The organism is Rhizobium sp. GN54 (assembly GCF_021026345.1).
GTDB lineage: Bacteria > Pseudomonadota > Alphaproteobacteria > Rhizobiales > Rhizobiaceae > Mycoplana.
On sequence record NZ_JAJNCZ010000001.1, the window covers coordinates 253,543 to 269,862 of the forward strand.

Below are 16,320 nucleotides of genomic sequence, written 5' to 3' on the forward strand. Positions count from 1 at the left end.
CCACCGGCCGGGCCGGGAAGAGGTTGCATGGGAATGACGCGAGAAATTCGACTGGCCGGCGCGGCAGCGCTGCTTGGCGCCTGCGCCGTCCTCTCGGGTTGCATCGGCGGTCCGACCTACGGAACCGACAAGTCCAGTGGCGAACAGCTGATGGACGACCTCGGCAACGCCGTGATGCTGAAGCCGGGCAATGGTAACGACAAAAAGATCGCCTACCAGCCGCGCGGCGGTCTCGTCGTGCCCAAGCAGGGCGAGGCGCCGGCACTCGTCGAGCCGCAGAAGACGCTCGCCTCCACCGAGGACAACCCGCAATGGGTCGAAAGCCCGGAGGACATGCGTGACCGCCTGAAGGCGGAAGCGACCGAGAACGAGCGCAGCATCGGCTACAATTCGCCGCTGCAGACCCAGAACAACACCATGCGCAAGCTGTCCACCAAGGAACAGCTCGAGCAGTATCGCGAGGCGCGCAAGCTGGAGCAGGGTCTCTATTCCGACAAGCGCCGCTACCTCAGCGACCCGCCGCTCGACTACCGCAAGCTGCCCGCGGAAGCGACGGAGGATCTCGGCGAGCCCGAGCGGAAGAAGGAACGCCGTCGCAAGAAGGAAGCCGAAGTGGCCAACTCCGGCGCCAAGAAGTGGTGGCCCTTCTAATTTCCGGGCCAGCGCAGATGACCTATCGCATCCGTAACGCGACCGCGGCCGACGCCGCGGTCATTTTGCGTTTCATCACCGAACTCGCCGTCTACGAGAAGGCCGGCCACGAGGTCGAGGCGACGGTGGAGACGCTGTCCCGCTCGATCTTCGGCGAAGGTTCGGTCACCCGCGCGGTGATCTGCGAGACCGATGCCGGCGCGCCGGCGGGCTTTGCGATCTGGTTTCTGAACTATTCGACCTGGCAGGCCCGCAACGGCCTCTATCTCGAGGATCTCTACGTCACCCCCGAACACCGCGGCGCCGGCGCCGGGCGCATGCTTCTGCGCCACCTCGCCAAGGTCGCGGTGGCCGAAGGCTGCGGCCGCTTCGAATGGAGCGTGCTGGACTGGAACGAGCCGGCGATCCGCGTCTACGAGGCGATCGGCGCCGAGGCGCAAAACGAATGGACGCGCTACCGCCTGTCCGGCGAGCGCCTGAGGGCCTTCGCCGCCGGGGATTGAGAACGGCCGGGCCGGTCTTCGTTACAGATTTCGTTTTCAACCTTACGGGCCGTTAACACCTGCGCGCTAGCGTCCGCCGCATGTTGGGGATCAGCAGGCGCACGGCCATGAAGGCGGCGGCTGCGACGGCGGCGTCCGTCGCGGTCTCGGTCGGCGTCGTGCTGTTGCTGGTGCCGATGCTCGGCGGGCAGCCGGATGGTCCGGGCTTCTGGATGAGCGTGCTGTGCCCGCTGCTGATCGCCGGCCCCGCCAGCACCTGGCAGTTCCACCAGACGGAAACCATCGCCCGCCAGCGCGATGCGATCGCCCGCATGCATGTGAAGCTGGAGGACGCTCATGCCGAGCTCAAGCGCCTGCATGCCGACCTCGGCGAGAAGGCCCGCACCGATGCCCTGACCGGCGGCCTCAACCGCGGCGCCTTCTTCGAGGCGCTGGAGGAGGCGGCCGCACACGGCAACGGACCGATGGCGCTCATCGTTGCCGATGCCGATCACTTCAAGCAGATCAACGACGGCTTCGGCCACCTCGTCGGCGACGAGGCGCTGTGCCGGATCGGCAGGGTGATGGCGGATGCGATCGGGGATAGCGGCGTCTGGGGCCGGATCGGCGGCGAGGAATTCGCCGCACTTCTGGCCGATACCGGGCGCAGCGCGGCGATCGGGGCGGCCGAGCGCCTGCGGCTCGCCGTGGCGGAAACGAAACTGCTGGCCGACGGGCGGCCGGTTCCCTTGAGCGTCAGCATCGGCGTCGCCTGCGCGCAGGCCCCCTGCGCGCCGATGGAGCTGTTTCGCCGTGCCGACGACGATCTCTATCGCGCCAAGTCCGGCGGCCGTAACCGCATCGTCATCGACGGGCGCGAAGTGGACCCGGTCGCGGCCTGATCCCGCGTCCTGATGATCGTCCCTCAGTCCTCGTCCCGCCGCTCCCGGAAGAACTGGCGCAGGATCTCCGCCGCCTCGCCCTCGCAGATGCCGGAATAGACCTCGGGCGCATGGTGGCAGGTCGGCTGCGCATAGAAGCGTCCGCCATGGTCGACGCCGCCGCCCTTCGGGTCCTCGGCGCCGTAGTAGAGCCGGCGGATGCGGGCGAACGAGATCGCGGCGGCGCACATGGCACAGGGCTCCAGCGTCACGTAGAGGTCGGCGCCGGTCAGCCGCTCCCGCCCGAGAAGGGCGGAAGCCGCACGGATCGCCTCGATCTCGGCATGTGCGGTCACGTCGTTCCGCTCGCGGGTCCGGTTGCCGCCGCGGCCGACGATCGCGCCGTCGACCACCAGCACCGCGCCGATCGGCACTTCGCCGCGCGCGCCTGCGCTGCGGGCCTCCGCCAGTGCCTCGTCCATGAAGCTATTCGACATTTCCGCTCAGAATTCCTCTTAACCCGGACCGCCTGACCTGATACGACACGCCAAAACGCTAGGCAAACTTCAAATGACATCCAAAGACAAGCCAAGACGGCCGGGCGCCCGGCCCTTCGACCGCGATCGCAAGCCGCATGACGGTGCCAAGAAGACGGGCGGCAAGAAGCCCTTCGGCGCCGCTGCGAAATCCGGCAGCGCGGCAAAGAGCGAGCGGAGCCCTGCAAAGGCGACGGTCGACAAGGCCGGCATCAGGAAGGACGCTGCCCGCAAGCCGGAAAAGGCGCGGCCGTCCGTCTCGGCCGGCGCTGCCGATCACGCAGCAGCACAGGCCCCCGAGCGCATCTCCAAGCTGCTCGCCCGGGCAGGCGTCGCCTCCCGCCGCGATATCGAGCGCATGATCATGGATGGCCGGGTCAGCGTGAACGGCGTCGTGCTCGACACGCCCGTTCTCAACGCCACCTTCGCCGACCACATCGAGGTCGACGGCCAGCCGATCCGTGGCATCGAGCGCACGCGCCTGTGGCTCTACCACAAGCCCGCAGGCCTCGTGACCACCAATGCCGATCCGGAAGGCCGCCCGACGGTGTTCGAGCACCTGCCGGAGGACCTGCCGCGCGTCATGTCGGTCGGCCGCCTCGACATCAATACCGAGGGCCTGCTGCTCCTGACGAACGACGGCGGTCTCGCCCGCGTGCTGGAACTGCCGGCGACCGGCTGGCTGCGCCGCTACCGCGTCCGCGCCCACGGCAAGATCGAGCAGGAAGCGCTCGACCGGTTGAAGGAAGGCATCGCCGTCGACGGCGTGCTCTATGGCGGCATCGAGGCGACGCTCGACAAGGTGCAGGGCTCCAACGTCTGGATCACCATGGGCCTGCGCGAGGGCAAGAACCGTGAGGTCAAGAACGTGCTCGGCGCGCTCGGCCTCGAGGTCAACCGCCTGATCCGTATCTCCTACGGCCCGTTCCAGCTCGGCGAACTGCCCGAGGGCCACGCGCAGGAAATCCGCGGCCGCACGCTGCGCGACCAGCTCGGCCCTCGCCTGATCGACGAGGCGAAGGCGAATTTCGAGGCGCCGCTATTCGAACAGGGGCCCGGTGAAAAGGAAGAGGCGCCTGCCCGCCCGGCAAAAAGCGGCTGGGAACGCGAGGAGCGCGGCAGCCGCGAGAACGACGGCGACCGCCGCGAAAAGGCGCGCGCGCGCCTCGACACGCGGCGTGACGACGGCGGCCGTGAGGGCCGTTTCGGCGAGCGCGGTGACAAGCGTGGTAGCGCAGGCAAGCACGGCGGTGCAGACAAGCGCGGCCGCGACGACGATCGTTTCTCCGATCGGCCGAAGCACGAGCCCGGCGGCCGCGCCCGCAAGTCCAACGTCTGGATGGCGCCCGGCGCCCGTCCCCTGGCCGAGAAGAAGGCGAAGGCGGCCGAGGGCGAAGACGCCGTGAAGCGCGAGCCGCGCGCCCGTCCCGAGGGCGCGCCGAAGACGAAGCGCTACGGCCGCACCCGCGACGGCGAGGCGACCCGTACCACCCACAAGTTCGATCCCGACCGCAAGAGCGGCCCCGGCCGTGCGGCTGCCGCCCGCCCGGGTCCAGATCGCGGCGAACGCAAGGCGCGCGTGCTCAATGCCGAAGAGGGTGGCGACTGGATCCGCGCCAGCGAGCCCGAACGGCGCCCGCGTGACGAGGGCGCCCGCGGTTCCGGCCGCGGCGGCTTCGACGAGCGTCCGCGCCGCGATTTCGGCGACCGCGCGCCCCGCAGCGATCGCGGTCCGCGCGAGGACCGGCCGTTCAACGAAGACAGGAAGCCCCGCGGCAAGTCGTTTGCCGGCGAGCGGTCCTTCGGCGACCGTCCTGCGGGCGAACGCGGCTTCGGCGGCAAGCCGGGCGGAAAATCCTTCGGCGGCAAGCCCTCCTTCGGCAAGCCCGCCGGTGGCAAGTCCTTTGGCGGCAAGCCTGCCGGTGGCAAGCCCGGCGGCGGCAGGGCAGGGGGCAAGCCGGGTGGCCGGCCGGCCGGCGGCAAGCCGCGCGGACGGGGGAACTGACGCGCCGTGCGCATCGTCGGGGGCACATTCCGCGGCCGCACGCTGGCGACGCCGAAGGGTGACGACATCCGTCCGACGACGGACCGCACGCGCGAGAGCCTGTTCAACATCCTGGGCCACGGCTACCCCGAGCATGTCGAGGGCGCGCGCGTCCTTGACCTGTTCGCCGGCACGGGCGCCGTCGGCCTGGAGGCGATCTCCCGCGGCGCCCGGGCGGCGCTGTTCGTCGAGCAGGGCGTCGAGGGCCGCGGCCTGATCCACACCAATGTCGAGGCCTTCGGCCTGCAGGGCCGGGCCAAGATCTTCCGGCGCGACGCGACGGCGCTCGGCGGGGTCGGGACGATGGAGCCGTTCGACCTCGTCTTCGCCGATCCGCCCTATGGCCGCGGCCTCGGGGAAAAGGCGCTGGCGGCGGCGGCGAGCGGCGGCTGGCTGGTGCCGGGGGCGCTTGCAATTCTGGAGGAGCGTGCCGATATTGCCCCGGCCGCTCCCGATGGCTTCGATCCTCTCGAGGTTCGCACCTTCGGCGACACGCGGATGCATTTCTACCGGTACACGCCCGGCTGATCGACCGCCGGACGCTGCCGGGATACGGACACGGGCCGGGCGATCCCGGGCCGAACCCGGGGCGTATCCCGTGCGTGATGGAGGTTTCATGTCGAGCGATGCCCTTGCCCCGCAGACGTCCGCACACCGGACGGCAGACGCCACGGTGTCGATTGCACTCGGCGGCGGCGGTGCGCGCGGACTGGCGCATATCCACGTGATTGAGGTCCTGGACGAACTCGGCATCCGTCCGCAATTGATCGCCGGCTCCTCCATCGGCGCGATCATGGGGGCGGCGATGGCGGCGGGCCTGAGTGGCCGCGAGGTGCGCGAACACACGCTCGACGCCGTGGGCAGGCCCGGCGACGCCCTCGGCCGAATCTGGGGCCTGCGGCCGGCGACGCTGTCGGACTTCTGGTCCAATGGCCTGCGCTTCGGCCAGTTCAACCTCGAACGCGTCCTGCGCGCCTTTCTCCATCCCGACATCCCCGATCGCTTCGAAGAGCTGAAGATCCCGCTGAAGGTGGTCACCGCCGATTTCTATGCCCAGCGCGAGCACATATGCGAGACCGGCGCGCTCTTTCCGGCGATCGCCGCCTCCGCTTCCCTGCCGGCCCTGTTCATGCCGGTCAGGATCGACGGCCGCGTGCTCGTCGACGGCGGCCTCTGGAACCCGGTGCCCTTCGACCATCTGGCCGGCACCGCCGACATCACCGTCGGCGTCGACGTCGTCGGCCACCCGTCCGGCGACGAGGGCCAGCTCCCGAACGGCATCGACAGCCTCTACGGCGCCAGTCAGCTGACGATGCGGGCGATGATCGAGCTGAAGCTGAAGCAGGGCGCGCCCGACATCTTCCTCCGCCCCGAAGTCGGCCGCTTCCGTGTCCTCGATTTCCTGCGCGCAAGGGAAATCCTCGAACACACGGCCGGCATCCGCGAGGAATTCAAGCGGGCGCTCGACGTCCAGTTCGAGCGGCATGCGCGCAAGCGCGGCTGAAACCGGCCGCGCGAACGGCCGCAGCGATAGCCGGTATCAGTCGACCGCCGGCTGCGTTTCCGGCGTGATCAGGTCGTCATCGTCGTCGGCTATCTGTTCGGTATGTTTCGGCTTGATCAGCGGCTCCGGCCGGACGGGGCGCGAATGCAGCATGTCGCGCCCGGCCGCCAGCCCCTCGGCGGCCTGCAGGTTGAGGCGGGCCTCGTCGCGGCGGCGGATGTCGTTGGTGATCGCCCGCGCCTCCTCGTCCGCCACCCCCAGCGCCTCGAGCGTCTTTCTCCCGAACACCAGGCCGGATTCGAAGGTCTCGCGGACTTCCATATCGACGCGGCGGGAGCGCAGCGACAGCGTGTGGATGCGGTCGTAGGAGCGCACGAAGACCCGCGCATTGGGGTACTCCGACTGCACCAGGTCGACGATCCTGTCGGTGATATCAGCCTTGTGGGTGCAGACGGCGACGATCTTGGCCCGTTCGATGCCGGCGGCGCGCAGCACCTCCTTGCGCGTGCCGTCGCCGAAATAGATGCGGAAGCCGAAGCTGGCCGCCTGGCGGATGCGGTCGGCGGAGAAATCGATGATGGTCACGTCGCGGCCGCTGGCGAGCAGGATCTGCGAGGCGATCTGGCCGAAGCGCGAGAACCCGACCATCAGCACGTCCGAACCGGCGCCCTCGAAGTCCTCCTCGATTTCCTCGCGCGCGTCGTCCTTGATCAGCACGCCGGAGAGAAGGGCTGCGATCGGGGTCAGCGCCATCGAAACGGTGACGATGACGACGAGCAGGGAGGCGACGGCGGAGGAGAACACGCCGGAGGTGGCCGCGGCCGAGAACAGCACGAAGCCGAACTCGCCGCCCTGCAGCAGAAGCAGCGCCACCCGGACCGCGTCGTTGTGCGGCGAGCGCCCCATGCGGCAGATCAGGTAGATCACGATCGCCTTCACCACCATCAGCGCCGGCACGGCGATGAGGATGATCTGGTAGTTGCGGAACACCACGTCGATGTCGAGCGACAGGCCGACGGCCATGAAGAAGAGCGCGAGCAGGATTCCGCGGAACGGCTCGATGTCGGCCTCCAGCTCGTGCCGGTAGGAGGATTCCGAAAGCAGCACGCCGGCGAGGAAGGCGCCCATGGCCATGGAGAGGCCGGCGAACTGCAGGAGCGTCGCCGATCCGAGCACGACGAAGAGGGCGGCGGCGATCATCGCTTCGCGCGCGCCGGTCCTGGCGATGACCTGGAACAGCGGATTGAGGACGTAGCGCCCGATCGCCAGCATCGACAGGATTGCCGCGACGGCGACCATGAAATCCTGGAACGCGGTGGTCGTGTCCTCCGGCGCCTGCTTGGCCAGCAGCGGGATCAGCGCCAACAGCGGCACGATGGCGAGATCCTGGAACAGGAGCAGCGAGAAGGCGCGCTGGCCGTAGCGCGTATTGGTGTCGCCCTTCTCGTCGAGAATCTGCAGGGCGAAGGCGGTGGAGGAAAGGGCGAGGCCGAAGCCGATGATCAGCGCCGCCTGCCAGCCCTCCACGCCGAGCAAGAGCGCCAGCGCCGTTAGCGCCAGCCCGGTCGTCACCACCTGCACCGTCCCGAGCCCGAAGATCTCCCGCCGAAGCTGCCAGAGGCGCGAGGGCTGCAATTCCAGCCCGATCAGGAACAGCAGGAAGACGATGCCGAGTTCGGCCACCCCCAGGATCTCCTCGCCGTCGTGGATATAGTGCAGGATCGGGCCGATGACGACGCCCGCCGCCAGGTAGCCCAGGATCGTCCCGAGCCCCAGGCGCTTGAAGATCGGCGCGGCCAGAACGGCACCCCCGAGGAGAATCAATACTTCGGCGAACAGCGCATGCGTATCAGCCATGCGGACGGGTTTCCTTCGGTATGTGGATTGGCGGGAGGCAAGAATCACGAGCCAGCCCTTGATGCCCCCGCCACTGCACAATAAATGGGACAGGAATGAAAGGCCAAATCATGTCAGAGACCATCGATTCCGGAAGCCTTCTCGCCCGTGCCGGAGAGCTGATCGACCGCGCCGTCAAGGCCGGCGCCGACGCCGCCGATGCGGTCGTGGTGCGCGGCGCTTCCCGTTCCGTCTCCGTGCGCCTCGGCAAGGTCGAGGGAACGGAGGCCTCCGAGAGCGACGATTTCTCGCTTCGGGTGTTCGTCGGCAAGCGCGTCGCGAGCGTCTCCGCCAATCCCGGCTTCGACCTGCAGCAACTGGCGGAGCGCGCGGTCGCCATGGCCAAGGCCTCGCCGGAGGACCCCTTCGCCTCGCTGGCCGACCCGTCCGATCTCGCCCGCGAGTGGCCGGATCTCGATCTCTTCGACCCGACAGAGGTATCCTCCGACACCCTGACCGAGGCCGCACTCGCCATGGAGGCGGCGGCCCTCGATGTCGCCGGCGTCACCAATTCGAGCGGCGCCGGCGCGTCCGCTGGCAGGGGCGGGCTCGTGCTCGTCACCTCGCACGGGTTTTCCGGCGCCTACAGCGCCAGCCGCTTCGGCCGTTCCGTCAGCGCCATCGCCGGCGAGGGAACGAAGATGGAGCGCGATTACGACTATGACAGCCGCCTCTATTTCGCCGAGTTGCGCGATGCGGCCGAGATCGGCCGGATGGCCGGCGAGCGGGCCGCCAAACGCGTCAATCCGCGGCAGGCGCCGACGGCGAAGAACGTCACCGTCGTCTTCGATCCGCGGATGGCCCGGGGGATCGCAGGGCATATCGCCGGCGCGATCAACGGCGCATCCGTGGCCCGCAAGACGAGTTTCCTGCGCGACAGGATGGGCAAGCAAGTGCTGAAGGCAGGGCTTTCGGTAACCGACGACCCGCTGGTCGTCCGCGGCTCGTCCTCGCGGCCCTTCGACGGCGAAGGCGTGAAGGGCGAGCGTCTGGTGATGATTGAGGACGGCGTGCTGAACCACTGGTTTCTCTCCACCTCCACGGCAAACGAGCTTGGCCTCAAGACCAACGGTCGCGGCGTGCGCGGCGGCACCTCGGTCGGCCCCGCCAGCACCAACCTCGCGCTCGAGCCCGGCGACATCCTGCCCGAGGACCTGATCCGCCAGGTCGGCACCGGTTTCTACGTCACCGAACTGATCGGCCACGGCGCCAACATGGTGACCGGGGAATACAGCCGCGGCGCCTCCGGTTTCTGGATCGAGAGCGGCGAACTGGCCTATCCGGTCTCCGAGGTGACGATCGCCTCCAACCTGACCGACATGTTCATGCGGATCACGCCGGCAAGCGACATCGACCGCAAGTTCGGCGTCGCCGCGCCGACGCTGGCGATCGAGGGCATGACGCTGGCGGGTCTCTAGGATCGCCAGTCCGCGCGGGCTTTTTTCGACAGGGCCCCGCCTGGTTCCGCGGCCGGTCTTGAATAGGCCTTCATTGGACGCGATCGAGCGCCATCGGAAGTGTTGGGTGCAAGGCGCGCCCGGAAGCGGAAACGGACAATGGATACGCCGGCCGGCAATGCCCGACATCGTTGGGCAGACGATCTCGATCTCCTGCAGCGCGCCGCAAGCGCTGCGGGCGAGCGGGCGATGGCGTTCTTCCGCAACGGGCCGGACGTCTGGTGGAAGAACGAGGGACGCTCCCCCGTCAGCGCCGCGGACATCGCCGCAAATGATCTCTTGAAGTCGATGCTGCTGACCGCCCGGCCCAACTATGGCTGGCTGTCGGAGGAGACCGACGACGATCCGGCGCGGCTGTCCTGCGAGACGCTGTTCGTGATCGACCCGATAGACGGCACCCGCGCCTTCATCGCCGGCAAGGATCTCTGGTGCGTGAGTGCTGCGGTGGTCCACCGCGGGCGACCGGTCGCCGGCGTGCTGTTCGCACCCGCTCTCGAGGAAGTGTTCGCCTCGGTGGAAGGCGGGCCTGCGCTGAAGAACGGGCAACCCGTCCGCGCGTCCGAGCCGGACGGGGCGCATCCGCTGCGCCTGGCCGCCGCCGAGGACATGGTCACCCGGCTCGACCGGGCCGCCCTCGGACCCGTGGAACGCATCCCGCACGTGCCCTCGCTCGCCTACCGGCTGGCGATGGTGGCCGACGGACGCATCGACGGAACGCTGGTGAAGAGGAACGCGCAGGACTGGGACCTGGCAGCCGCGGACCTCATTCTCGCCAATGCCGGCGGCGGGCTCGCCGACCTCGACGGCAAGCCGCTCACCTACAATCGCCCCGATGTCCGCCACGACGTGCTCTGCGCCGCAGGATCCTCCGTTCTTGGAAGGTTGATAAGCGCGGCAGGCGGCCTTCACGGCCATTGACCTTTTCGCCCGGATGCCGCAAACCCTGTGTGAAAAATACCACTATTGATGAGATGAAAATGACAGAGACTGGCGACAGCAAGCAGCTCCTGCACCTCGTCTTCGGCGGCGAGCTCACCACGCTGAAGGACCTAAAGTTCCGCGACCTCGAGAAGCTGGACATCGTCGGGATATATCCCGACTACGCCTCCGCCCTCGTGGCCTGGAAGTCGAAGGCGCAACAGACGGTGGACAATGCGCACATGCGCTACTTCATCGTCCACATGCACAAGCTGCTCGATCCCGAAAACGGCTGATGCCTTCACGTCGCCTCCCGGCGTCCCGTAGCGCCGGAGGCCCATCGATGACCGGAATTCCCATGAAGCCCAGCGGACGGATCATTGCAGCCAGGGGGCGCCGATGAGCAGTGCTCTGGCGCGCTTCGCATTGTCCGCCTATCGCTGGGTCGGCCTCTGCCTCTATCCGGTCATGCGGCCCTATCTCGCCATCCGCGCGGCCAAGGGCAAGGAGGAGCGCGGACGCCGGCGCGAGCGCTTCGGCCATGCCAGCATCGAGCGGCCGGCCGGCCCGCTCGTTTGGTTCCACGCCGCAAGCGTCGGCGAGACCAATGCGCTGCTGCCGCTGATCCGCGAGGTGCGCCGCCGCGGCATCAACGTCTTGCTGACGACCGGCACCGTCACCTCCGCCCGCGTCGCCCGCGAGCGGCTCGGCGAGACGGTCATCCACCAGTACGTCCCCCTCGACCTGAAGCCGACCGTCAGCCGCTTCCTGGACCACTGGCACCCCGATCTTGCCGTCATGGCGGAATCCGAGATCTGGCCGATGACGATCCTCGAACTCGGCGCCCGCCACATCGCCCAGGTGCTGGTCAACGGGCGCATGTCCGACCGGTCCTTCCAGCGCTGGAAAAAGCGTCCGGCGATCGCCGATGCCCTGTTCGAGAAGTTCGCCCTGGTCGTGGCGCAGTCGGAGGTGGATGCGGAGCGCTTCCGTGCGCTGGGCGCCCTGCCGGTGATCGTCACCGGCAATCTCAAGGTCGAGACCGACGCGCCGCCCTACGACCCCGCCGTGCTTGCCGGCTATCTCGGCCAGCTCGGCGAGCGCAAGACCTGGGCTGCGATCTCCACCTTCGAGGGCGAAGAGGCGGCGGCAGGCTCCGTCCACCGGGCTCTGAGGGAGCGCACCGGGCTGCTGACGATCATCGTCCCGCGCCATCCCGAGCGCTCCGACGCGATCGAGGAAGCGCTTGTCGCCAAGGGGCTGAAGGTCGCGCGCCGGACGCGCAACGATCCGCTCACCGCGGACACCGACATCTTTCTCGGGGACACGATCGGCGAGATGGGGCTCTACCTGCGCATGACGGAGATCGCCTTCGTCGGCCGCTCGCTGTTCGGCGAAGGCGGGCAGAACCCGCTGGAGCCGGCCATGCTCGGCTGCGCCGTGCTGTCGGGTCCCAACGTGCAGAATTTCCGCGAAAGCTACCAGCGGCTCGCCAAGAGCGGCAGCGCCAAGATGGTGCGCGATGTCGAGATGCTGGCCAAGGGCGTCGGCTATCTTTTGAGCCATGCCGACATGCGCAACAAGATGATCGAGGCGGGCCATGATACGGTCCAGGAGATGCGCGGCGCGCTGGCCGATACCATCCGCGGGCTCGAGCCCTATCTCAACCCCTTGACCGTGAAGGCGCGGCTGCATCCGCGCGAGATGTGACGAGCGAGCCGGCATGACGAAGACCCAGACCATATCCGGCATCCTGTTCGACAAGGACGGCACGCTGCTCGACTATGCGAAGAGCTGGGTACCGGTGAACTACGAGCTCGCCCGGATCGCAGCCGGCGGCGACGAGGATCTGGCGCGCCGGCTCCTGTCGGCCTGCGGCATGGATCCCGACACCGGCCACGTGGCGCCCGATACGCTGCTTGCGGCCGGCAACACCGTCGAGATCGCCGAAGGCATGGTCGCCGCCGGCGCGCCGATGGGCGCCGCCGAACTCGCCGCGCTGTTCGACGGCCTCTTCGCGCAGTCGGCCTCGATGGCGGTCGCCGTGACCGATCTCGCCGGCTTCTTTTCGGCCTTGCACGCCAAGGGATACCGGCTCGGCGTCGCCTCGAGCGACAACGAGCGGTCGATCCGCGAGACCGCCCGCCGCTTCGGCTTCGAGCAGTATCTCCACTATGTCGCAGGCTATGACAGCGGCCACGGCGTCAAGCCGGAACCCGGCATGGTGCTCGGCTTCTGCGCGGCGACCGGGCTCGATCCGCACGAGGTGGCCGTGGTCGGCGACAACAACCACGATCTGCACATGGGACGAAGCGCCGGCGCCGGGCTGACCGTCGCCGTCCTCACCGGTACCGGATCGCGGGAGACGCTGTCTTCGGCCTCCGACTACTGCCTCAACGACATCACCGAACTGCCCGCGCTCCTGCCGGCCAATGGCCCGGCACGGGCGGCGCGCGCCTGAAACCGTTGCATTCGTTCGATTTTCGGGCTTTGTTGTCTGCGCGGACGCTTCGACAGGGCGTCTGCGGCGCATTCGAGGGGTGTGCGTGGTTCCAGCGAAACGGGGCATGCCGCCGCAGGGCGGCAGGATCGGGGGAAGTGTATGGTTTCTGAGGCTCCGCCCTTCTGGTGGACGAAGCCGGACTGGCGCGCCTATGCGCTGTGGCCGGTCTCGCGGCTCTACGGCCTAGTCGCAGGGACGCGGATGCGCCGGGCGCGCCGGGCTTCGGTCCCGGTGCCGATCGTCTGCGTCGGCAATTTCACCGTCGGCGGCGCCGGCAAGACGCCCACCTCGATCGCGCTCGCGCGCGCGGCAAAGGCCCGCGGCCTGCGCCCGGGCTTTCTCAGCCGCGGCTATGGCGGTTCGCTCGACGTCATCACCGTCGTCGATCCGGATCGCCACAGGGCCCGCGACGTCGGCGACGAACCGCTGCTTCTGGCGCGCGAGGCGGTCACGGTGATTTCCCGTCGCAGGGTCGGGGGCGCGCGGCGGCTGGTCGACGAGGGCGTCGACCTCATCATCATGGACGACGGCTTCCAGAGCGCCAGGCTCGTCTTCGACTATGCCCTGCTGGTGATCGATTCACGGCGGGGACTGGGCAACGGCTACCTGGTCCCGAGCGGGCCGGTGCGCGCGCCGCTTGAGGAACAGTTGCGCCAGACCTCGGCGCTTCTCGTCGTCGGTGACGGCAAGGCGGCCGATGCGCTGATCCGCCGGGCCGCCCGCGCCGGCAAGCCGGTGCATACGGCCAACCTCGCGACGGTGGATGCGCAGGACCTGTCCGGCCGCGCCGTGCTCGCCTGGTCGGGCCTTGCCGACAACGACAAGTTCTTCCGCACCGTCGAAGGCACCGGCGCCAGCCTCTATGCCACGCGCAGCTTCCCCGACCATCACCACCTGTCCGACGACGAGGCAGCCGAGATCCTCGACCACGCCGACGCCCACCATTATGCGATCGTGACGACGGCGAAGGACAGCGTGCGGCTTGCCGGAGAGCACGGGCCGGCGGCGCAGCTGAAGGAGAAAAGCAGGGTGATCGAGGTCGAGATCCGCTTCGACGACCCGCGCGCACCCGACAAGATCATCGACGCGGCCCTTGCTTCGGCGCGAAAGCGCAGGCTCGAGGGCGGGAGACAGGGATAGAGAACCCTGACGGACAGGGCGGGGGAGGGGCTCCCTCCGCCTCAGCCTCGTGCCGGATGGTCGCCGTGGAGAAGTTCCGCCTTCAGCGAGGCGGCGGCGTCGGCATAGGCTTCCTGGCGGGCGACGTTCCAGTAACGCAGCTCGTCGAGCGGGATCTGTTCGCCGGTGACCGCGCAGACGACGTAGGAACCCGGCACCAGGATCTGGAAATCCGCGTCGAGATAGCGGATCTTCGCCTCGCGGCTCCCGTTTCCTTCCAGTCGGTTCATCATCCGCATCTCCTGTTGGTCTCGCCGCCGGCGTCGCTCGCCCGGAAGCGAGCGCGATGGCCGCCGCAACATTCCGGACCGCTCCATCGCACGCCCCTCGATCCCGTCCGGGCCGAGAACCGTGCGCCGGCGCATTGAAAGCCCCTGCCGCCGGCACACCGCTTCGGCGGCAGCGATAGTCCCTGTGCCATATCGCGCCCTTCGCGCGATTTCCAGCACTTTCAGCTTCGCCCGAAAAGACGCTCGATATCGGCGAGCTTGAGCTCGATATAGGTCGGCCGTCCATGGTTGCACTGGCCGGAACCGGGCGTGACCTCCATCTGCCGCAGAAGCGCGTTCATCTCCTCTGGCCGCATGCGCCGGCCGGAGCGCACCGAGCCGTGGCAGGCCATGGTCGCCGCCAGATATTCCAGCCGGCTGGCAAGGCCGCTCGCGGTGTCCCATTCGGCGAGTTCGTCGGCAAGCTGGCGTACCAGTCCGGCCGCGTCCATCTCGCCCAGCATCGCCGGCGTCTCGCGCACGGCGATCGCGCCGGGGCCGAAGCGCTCGATGCCGAGACCGAGCCTCGAGAAGTTCTCGGCATGGGCGACGAGCCGGTCGCAATCGTCCTCCGGCAGGTCGACGATCTCGGGGATGAGCAGGGTCTGGGCGGCGACGGGCCGCGAATGCAGGGCGTTGCGCATCGCCTCGAACACCAGCCGCTCGTGCGCGGCATGCTGGTCGACGATGACGAGGCCGTCTTCCGTCTGCGCCACGATGTAGTTCTCGTGCAACTGCGCGCGTGCGGCGCCGAGCGGATGGCGCGCCGGCTCCTGCACGGTCTCCGCATGGCCGGATGCCGTCATCGGCTCGGCCCGGGCCGACGGCTGGATCCCCATGTCGAAGCCGGCCTGGTCGAAGCCGGCCTGCCGCGCCTCCGCGAAGCCGTTTGCGGCCGGCGCGGGATCGAGCGGCCGATAGGGCGACGCCGACGGCGTCCAGGGCTGTGCGGGCCGTGGCTGTTCGGGGCGGAAGGCGCGCAGCATGCCGGCCGCCCCCGTGGTCGCCGCCCGGTCGCCCTCGCGCGACAGCGCCTGCCGGATCGCGCCGATGATCAGCCCGCGCACGAGGCCCGGATCGCGGAAGCGCACGTCCGACTTGGCCGGATGGACGTTGACGTCGACGAGCTCGGGATCGATCCCGATCTCCAGCACCGCGATCGGATAGCGGCCGCTCGGAATGGTCTCGGCATAGGCCGCCCGCAGCGCCGACCAGACCAGCTTGTCCTGCACCGGCCGGCCGTTGACGAAGGCGAACTGCTGCAGGCTGTTGCCGCGGTTGAAGGTGGGCACGCCGGCAAAGCCGGAAAGCCGCACGCCCTCGCGCCCGGCGTCGATCTCGATCGCATTGTCGCGGAAGTCCCGGCCCAGCACCTGGGCGATGCGCGCCAGCCGGTCGTCGCCGGTGGCGGGCAGTTCCAGCGTCGAGCGGTCCGGCCCCGAAAGCACGAAGCGGACGGCGGGGAAGGCGATCGCCATGCGGCGCACGACCTCGGTGATCGCAGCCGCTTCCGCCTTCTCGCTCTTCATGAATTTCAGCCGTGCGGGCGTGGCGAAGAACAGGTCGCGCACCTCGACCACGGTGCCGCGATTGGCCGGCGTCGGTCGCACCGGCTCGACCCGTCCGCCGGCCACGACGATCTGCGATCCTTCCGGGGCATCGCCGGTCCGGCTCTGGATCGTGAGCCTCGCCACCGAACCGATCGAGGGCAGCGCCTCGCCGCGAAATCCGAGGGTGCGCACGTCGTTGAGGCTGTCGCTGATCTTCGACGTGCAATGGCGCCGCACCGCCATCGCGAGATCCCCGGCGGACATGCCGAGACCATTGTCGGTGACCCGCAGCAGCGTCTTGCCACCGCCGGCGGTGGCGATCTCGATGCGGTTGGCGCCGGCATCGATGGCATTCTCGATCAGTTCCTTGGCGGCGCTCGCCGGTCGCTCGATGACCTCGCCCGCGGCAATCTGGTTGATCAGGGTCTCGGACAGCTGCTGTATCGTCAT

At 68.8% G+C, this 16,320-nt stretch carries 16 protein-coding genes; 12 read left to right on the top strand and 4 right to left on the bottom strand.

Annotated elements, in window-relative coordinates; translation table 11 throughout:
• Positions 1-27 precede the first annotated feature (27 nt).
• The 3 genes from LQK81_RS01190 (at position 28) to LQK81_RS01200 (ending at position 2,035) form a co-directional block, all read left to right on the top strand.
• A complete protein-coding gene (locus LQK81_RS01190) occupies positions 28-651 on the top strand; it encodes a hypothetical protein (RefSeq protein ID WP_230802843.1) in 624 nt (207 codons plus the stop codon).
• Between the two features lie 17 nt (positions 652-668).
• The gene (locus LQK81_RS01195) at positions 669-1,154 is read left to right on the top strand and encodes a GNAT family N-acetyltransferase (RefSeq protein ID WP_230802844.1); all 486 of its coding nucleotides are present in this window, start codon (positions 669-671) and stop codon (positions 1,152-1,154) included.
• A gap of 107 nt (positions 1,155-1,261) precedes the next feature.
• Entirely contained in the window at positions 1,262-2,035 is a 774-nt protein-coding gene (locus LQK81_RS01200; RefSeq protein WP_230802845.1) for a GGDEF domain-containing protein, read from the top strand.
• A 23-nt stretch (positions 2,036-2,058) separates the two neighbouring features.
• Here LQK81_RS01200 and LQK81_RS01205 read toward each other — a convergent pair whose 3' ends face one another.
• The gene (locus tag LQK81_RS01205) at positions 2,059-2,496 is read right to left on the bottom strand and encodes a nucleoside deaminase (protein WP_442967073.1); all 438 of its coding nucleotides are present in this window, start codon (positions 2,494-2,496) and stop codon (positions 2,059-2,061) included.
• 88 nt (positions 2,497-2,584) lie between these two features.
• Here LQK81_RS01205 and LQK81_RS01210 point away from each other — a divergent pair, with 88 nt between their 5' ends.
• The 3 genes from LQK81_RS01210 to LQK81_RS01220 all read left to right on the top strand — a co-directional run bounded on the left by LQK81_RS01210 (position 2,585) and on the right by LQK81_RS01220 (position 6,098).
• Positions 2,585-4,555, top strand: coding sequence for a pseudouridine synthase (locus tag LQK81_RS01210; protein WP_230802847.1), 1,971 nt, complete (start codon positions 2,585-2,587; stop codon positions 4,553-4,555).
• A gap of 6 nt (positions 4,556-4,561) precedes the next feature.
• Entirely contained in the window at positions 4,562-5,122 is a 561-nt protein-coding gene (gene rsmD / locus LQK81_RS01215) for a 16S rRNA (guanine(966)-N(2))-methyltransferase RsmD (RefSeq protein ID WP_230802848.1), read from the top strand.
• 88 nt (positions 5,123-5,210) lie between these two features.
• The gene (locus LQK81_RS01220; RefSeq protein ID WP_230802849.1) at positions 5,211-6,098 is read left to right on the top strand and encodes a patatin-like phospholipase family protein; all 888 of its coding nucleotides are present in this window, start codon (positions 5,211-5,213) and stop codon (positions 6,096-6,098) included.
• A gap of 36 nt (positions 6,099-6,134) precedes the next feature.
• On the opposite strand, the gene LQK81_RS01225 is transcribed toward LQK81_RS01220, so the two are convergent.
• Positions 6,135-7,955 (bottom strand): monovalent cation:proton antiporter-2 (CPA2) family protein, encoded by a 1,821-nt coding sequence (locus LQK81_RS01225; protein WP_230802850.1) that lies wholly within the window; start codon positions 7,953-7,955, stop codon positions 6,135-6,137.
• Positions 7,956-8,065: 110 nt separating this feature from the next.
• Between LQK81_RS01225 and LQK81_RS01230 the strand changes: the two genes are divergently transcribed.
• The 6 genes from LQK81_RS01230 (at position 8,066) to lpxK (ending at position 14,012) form a co-directional block, all read left to right on the top strand.
• Positions 8,066-9,412, top strand: a complete 1,347-nt coding sequence (locus LQK81_RS01230; RefSeq protein ID WP_230802851.1) for a TldD/PmbA family protein — start codon at positions 8,066-8,068, stop codon at positions 9,410-9,412.
• Between the two features lie 138 nt (positions 9,413-9,550).
• The gene (locus tag LQK81_RS01235) at positions 9,551-10,369 is read left to right on the top strand and encodes a 3'(2'),5'-bisphosphate nucleotidase CysQ (RefSeq protein ID WP_230802852.1); all 819 of its coding nucleotides are present in this window, start codon (positions 9,551-9,553) and stop codon (positions 10,367-10,369) included.
• Between the two features lie 59 nt (positions 10,370-10,428).
• Positions 10,429-10,665 (top strand): DUF4170 domain-containing protein, encoded by a 237-nt coding sequence (locus tag LQK81_RS01240; RefSeq protein ID WP_230802853.1) that lies wholly within the window; start codon positions 10,429-10,431, stop codon positions 10,663-10,665.
• Between the two features lie 103 nt (positions 10,666-10,768).
• Positions 10,769-12,079 carry a lipid IV(A) 3-deoxy-D-manno-octulosonic acid transferase gene (gene waaA, locus LQK81_RS01245; RefSeq protein ID WP_230802854.1) on the top strand — a complete coding sequence of 437 codons (1,311 nt, stop codon included), beginning with the start codon at positions 10,769-10,771 and terminating at the stop codon, positions 12,077-12,079.
• A gap of 13 nt (positions 12,080-12,092) precedes the next feature.
• Positions 12,093-12,830, top strand: a complete 738-nt coding sequence (locus LQK81_RS01250) for an HAD family hydrolase (RefSeq protein WP_230802855.1) — start codon at positions 12,093-12,095, stop codon at positions 12,828-12,830.
• 141 nt (positions 12,831-12,971) lie between these two features.
• Entirely contained in the window at positions 12,972-14,012 is a 1,041-nt protein-coding gene (gene lpxK, locus LQK81_RS01255) for a tetraacyldisaccharide 4'-kinase (protein WP_230802856.1), read from the top strand.
• Between the two features lie 41 nt (positions 14,013-14,053).
• Here the strand turns inward: lpxK and LQK81_RS01260 are convergent, their stop codons facing one another.
• On the bottom strand, positions 14,054-14,284 hold the full coding sequence (locus LQK81_RS01260) for a DUF2093 domain-containing protein (protein WP_230802857.1): 231 nt from the start codon (positions 14,282-14,284) through the stop codon (positions 14,054-14,056).
• A gap of 218 nt (positions 14,285-14,502) precedes the next feature.
• Positions 14,503-16,320, bottom strand: a complete 1,818-nt coding sequence (gene mutL, locus LQK81_RS01265; protein WP_230802858.1) for a DNA mismatch repair endonuclease MutL — start codon at positions 16,318-16,320, stop codon at positions 14,503-14,505.

What these genes read in the sequence shown, in the direction of transcription:
- LQK81_RS01190 (WP_230802843.1), top strand. Translation starts at nt 28, where the DNA reads ATGGGAATGACGCGAGAAATTCGACTGGCCGGCGCGGCAGCGCTGCTT.
- LQK81_RS01195 (WP_230802844.1), top strand. Translation starts at nt 669, where the DNA reads ATGACCTATCGCATCCGTAACGCGACCGCGGCCGACGCCGCGGTCATT.
- LQK81_RS01200 (WP_230802845.1), top strand. Translation starts at nt 1,262, where the DNA reads ATGAAGGCGGCGGCTGCGACGGCGGCGTCCGTCGCGGTCTCGGTCGGC.
- LQK81_RS01205 (WP_442967073.1), bottom strand. Translation starts at nt 2,496, where the DNA reads ATGGACGAGGCACTGGCGGAGGCCCGCAGCGCAGGCGCGCGCGGCGAA.
- LQK81_RS01210 (WP_230802847.1), top strand. Translation starts at nt 2,585, where the DNA reads ATGACATCCAAAGACAAGCCAAGACGGCCGGGCGCCCGGCCCTTCGAC.
- LQK81_RS01220 (WP_230802849.1), top strand. Translation starts at nt 5,211, where the DNA reads ATGTCGAGCGATGCCCTTGCCCCGCAGACGTCCGCACACCGGACGGCA.
- LQK81_RS01225 (WP_230802850.1), bottom strand. Translation starts at nt 7,955, where the DNA reads ATGGCTGATACGCATGCGCTGTTCGCCGAAGTATTGATTCTCCTCGGG.
- LQK81_RS01230 (WP_230802851.1), top strand. Translation starts at nt 8,066, where the DNA reads ATGTCAGAGACCATCGATTCCGGAAGCCTTCTCGCCCGTGCCGGAGAG.
- LQK81_RS01235 (WP_230802852.1), top strand. Translation starts at nt 9,551, where the DNA reads ATGGATACGCCGGCCGGCAATGCCCGACATCGTTGGGCAGACGATCTC.
- LQK81_RS01240 (WP_230802853.1), top strand. Translation starts at nt 10,429, where the DNA reads ATGACAGAGACTGGCGACAGCAAGCAGCTCCTGCACCTCGTCTTCGGC.
- waaA (WP_230802854.1), top strand. Translation starts at nt 10,769, where the DNA reads ATGAGCAGTGCTCTGGCGCGCTTCGCATTGTCCGCCTATCGCTGGGTC.
- LQK81_RS01250 (WP_230802855.1), top strand. Translation starts at nt 12,093, where the DNA reads ATGACGAAGACCCAGACCATATCCGGCATCCTGTTCGACAAGGACGGC.
- lpxK (WP_230802856.1), top strand. Translation starts at nt 12,972, where the DNA reads ATGGTTTCTGAGGCTCCGCCCTTCTGGTGGACGAAGCCGGACTGGCGC.
- LQK81_RS01260 (WP_230802857.1), bottom strand. Translation starts at nt 14,284, where the DNA reads ATGATGAACCGACTGGAAGGAAACGGGAGCCGCGAGGCGAAGATCCGC.
- mutL (WP_230802858.1), bottom strand. Translation starts at nt 16,320, where the DNA reads ATGACGATACAGCAGCTGTCCGAGACCCTGATCAACCAGATTGCCGCG.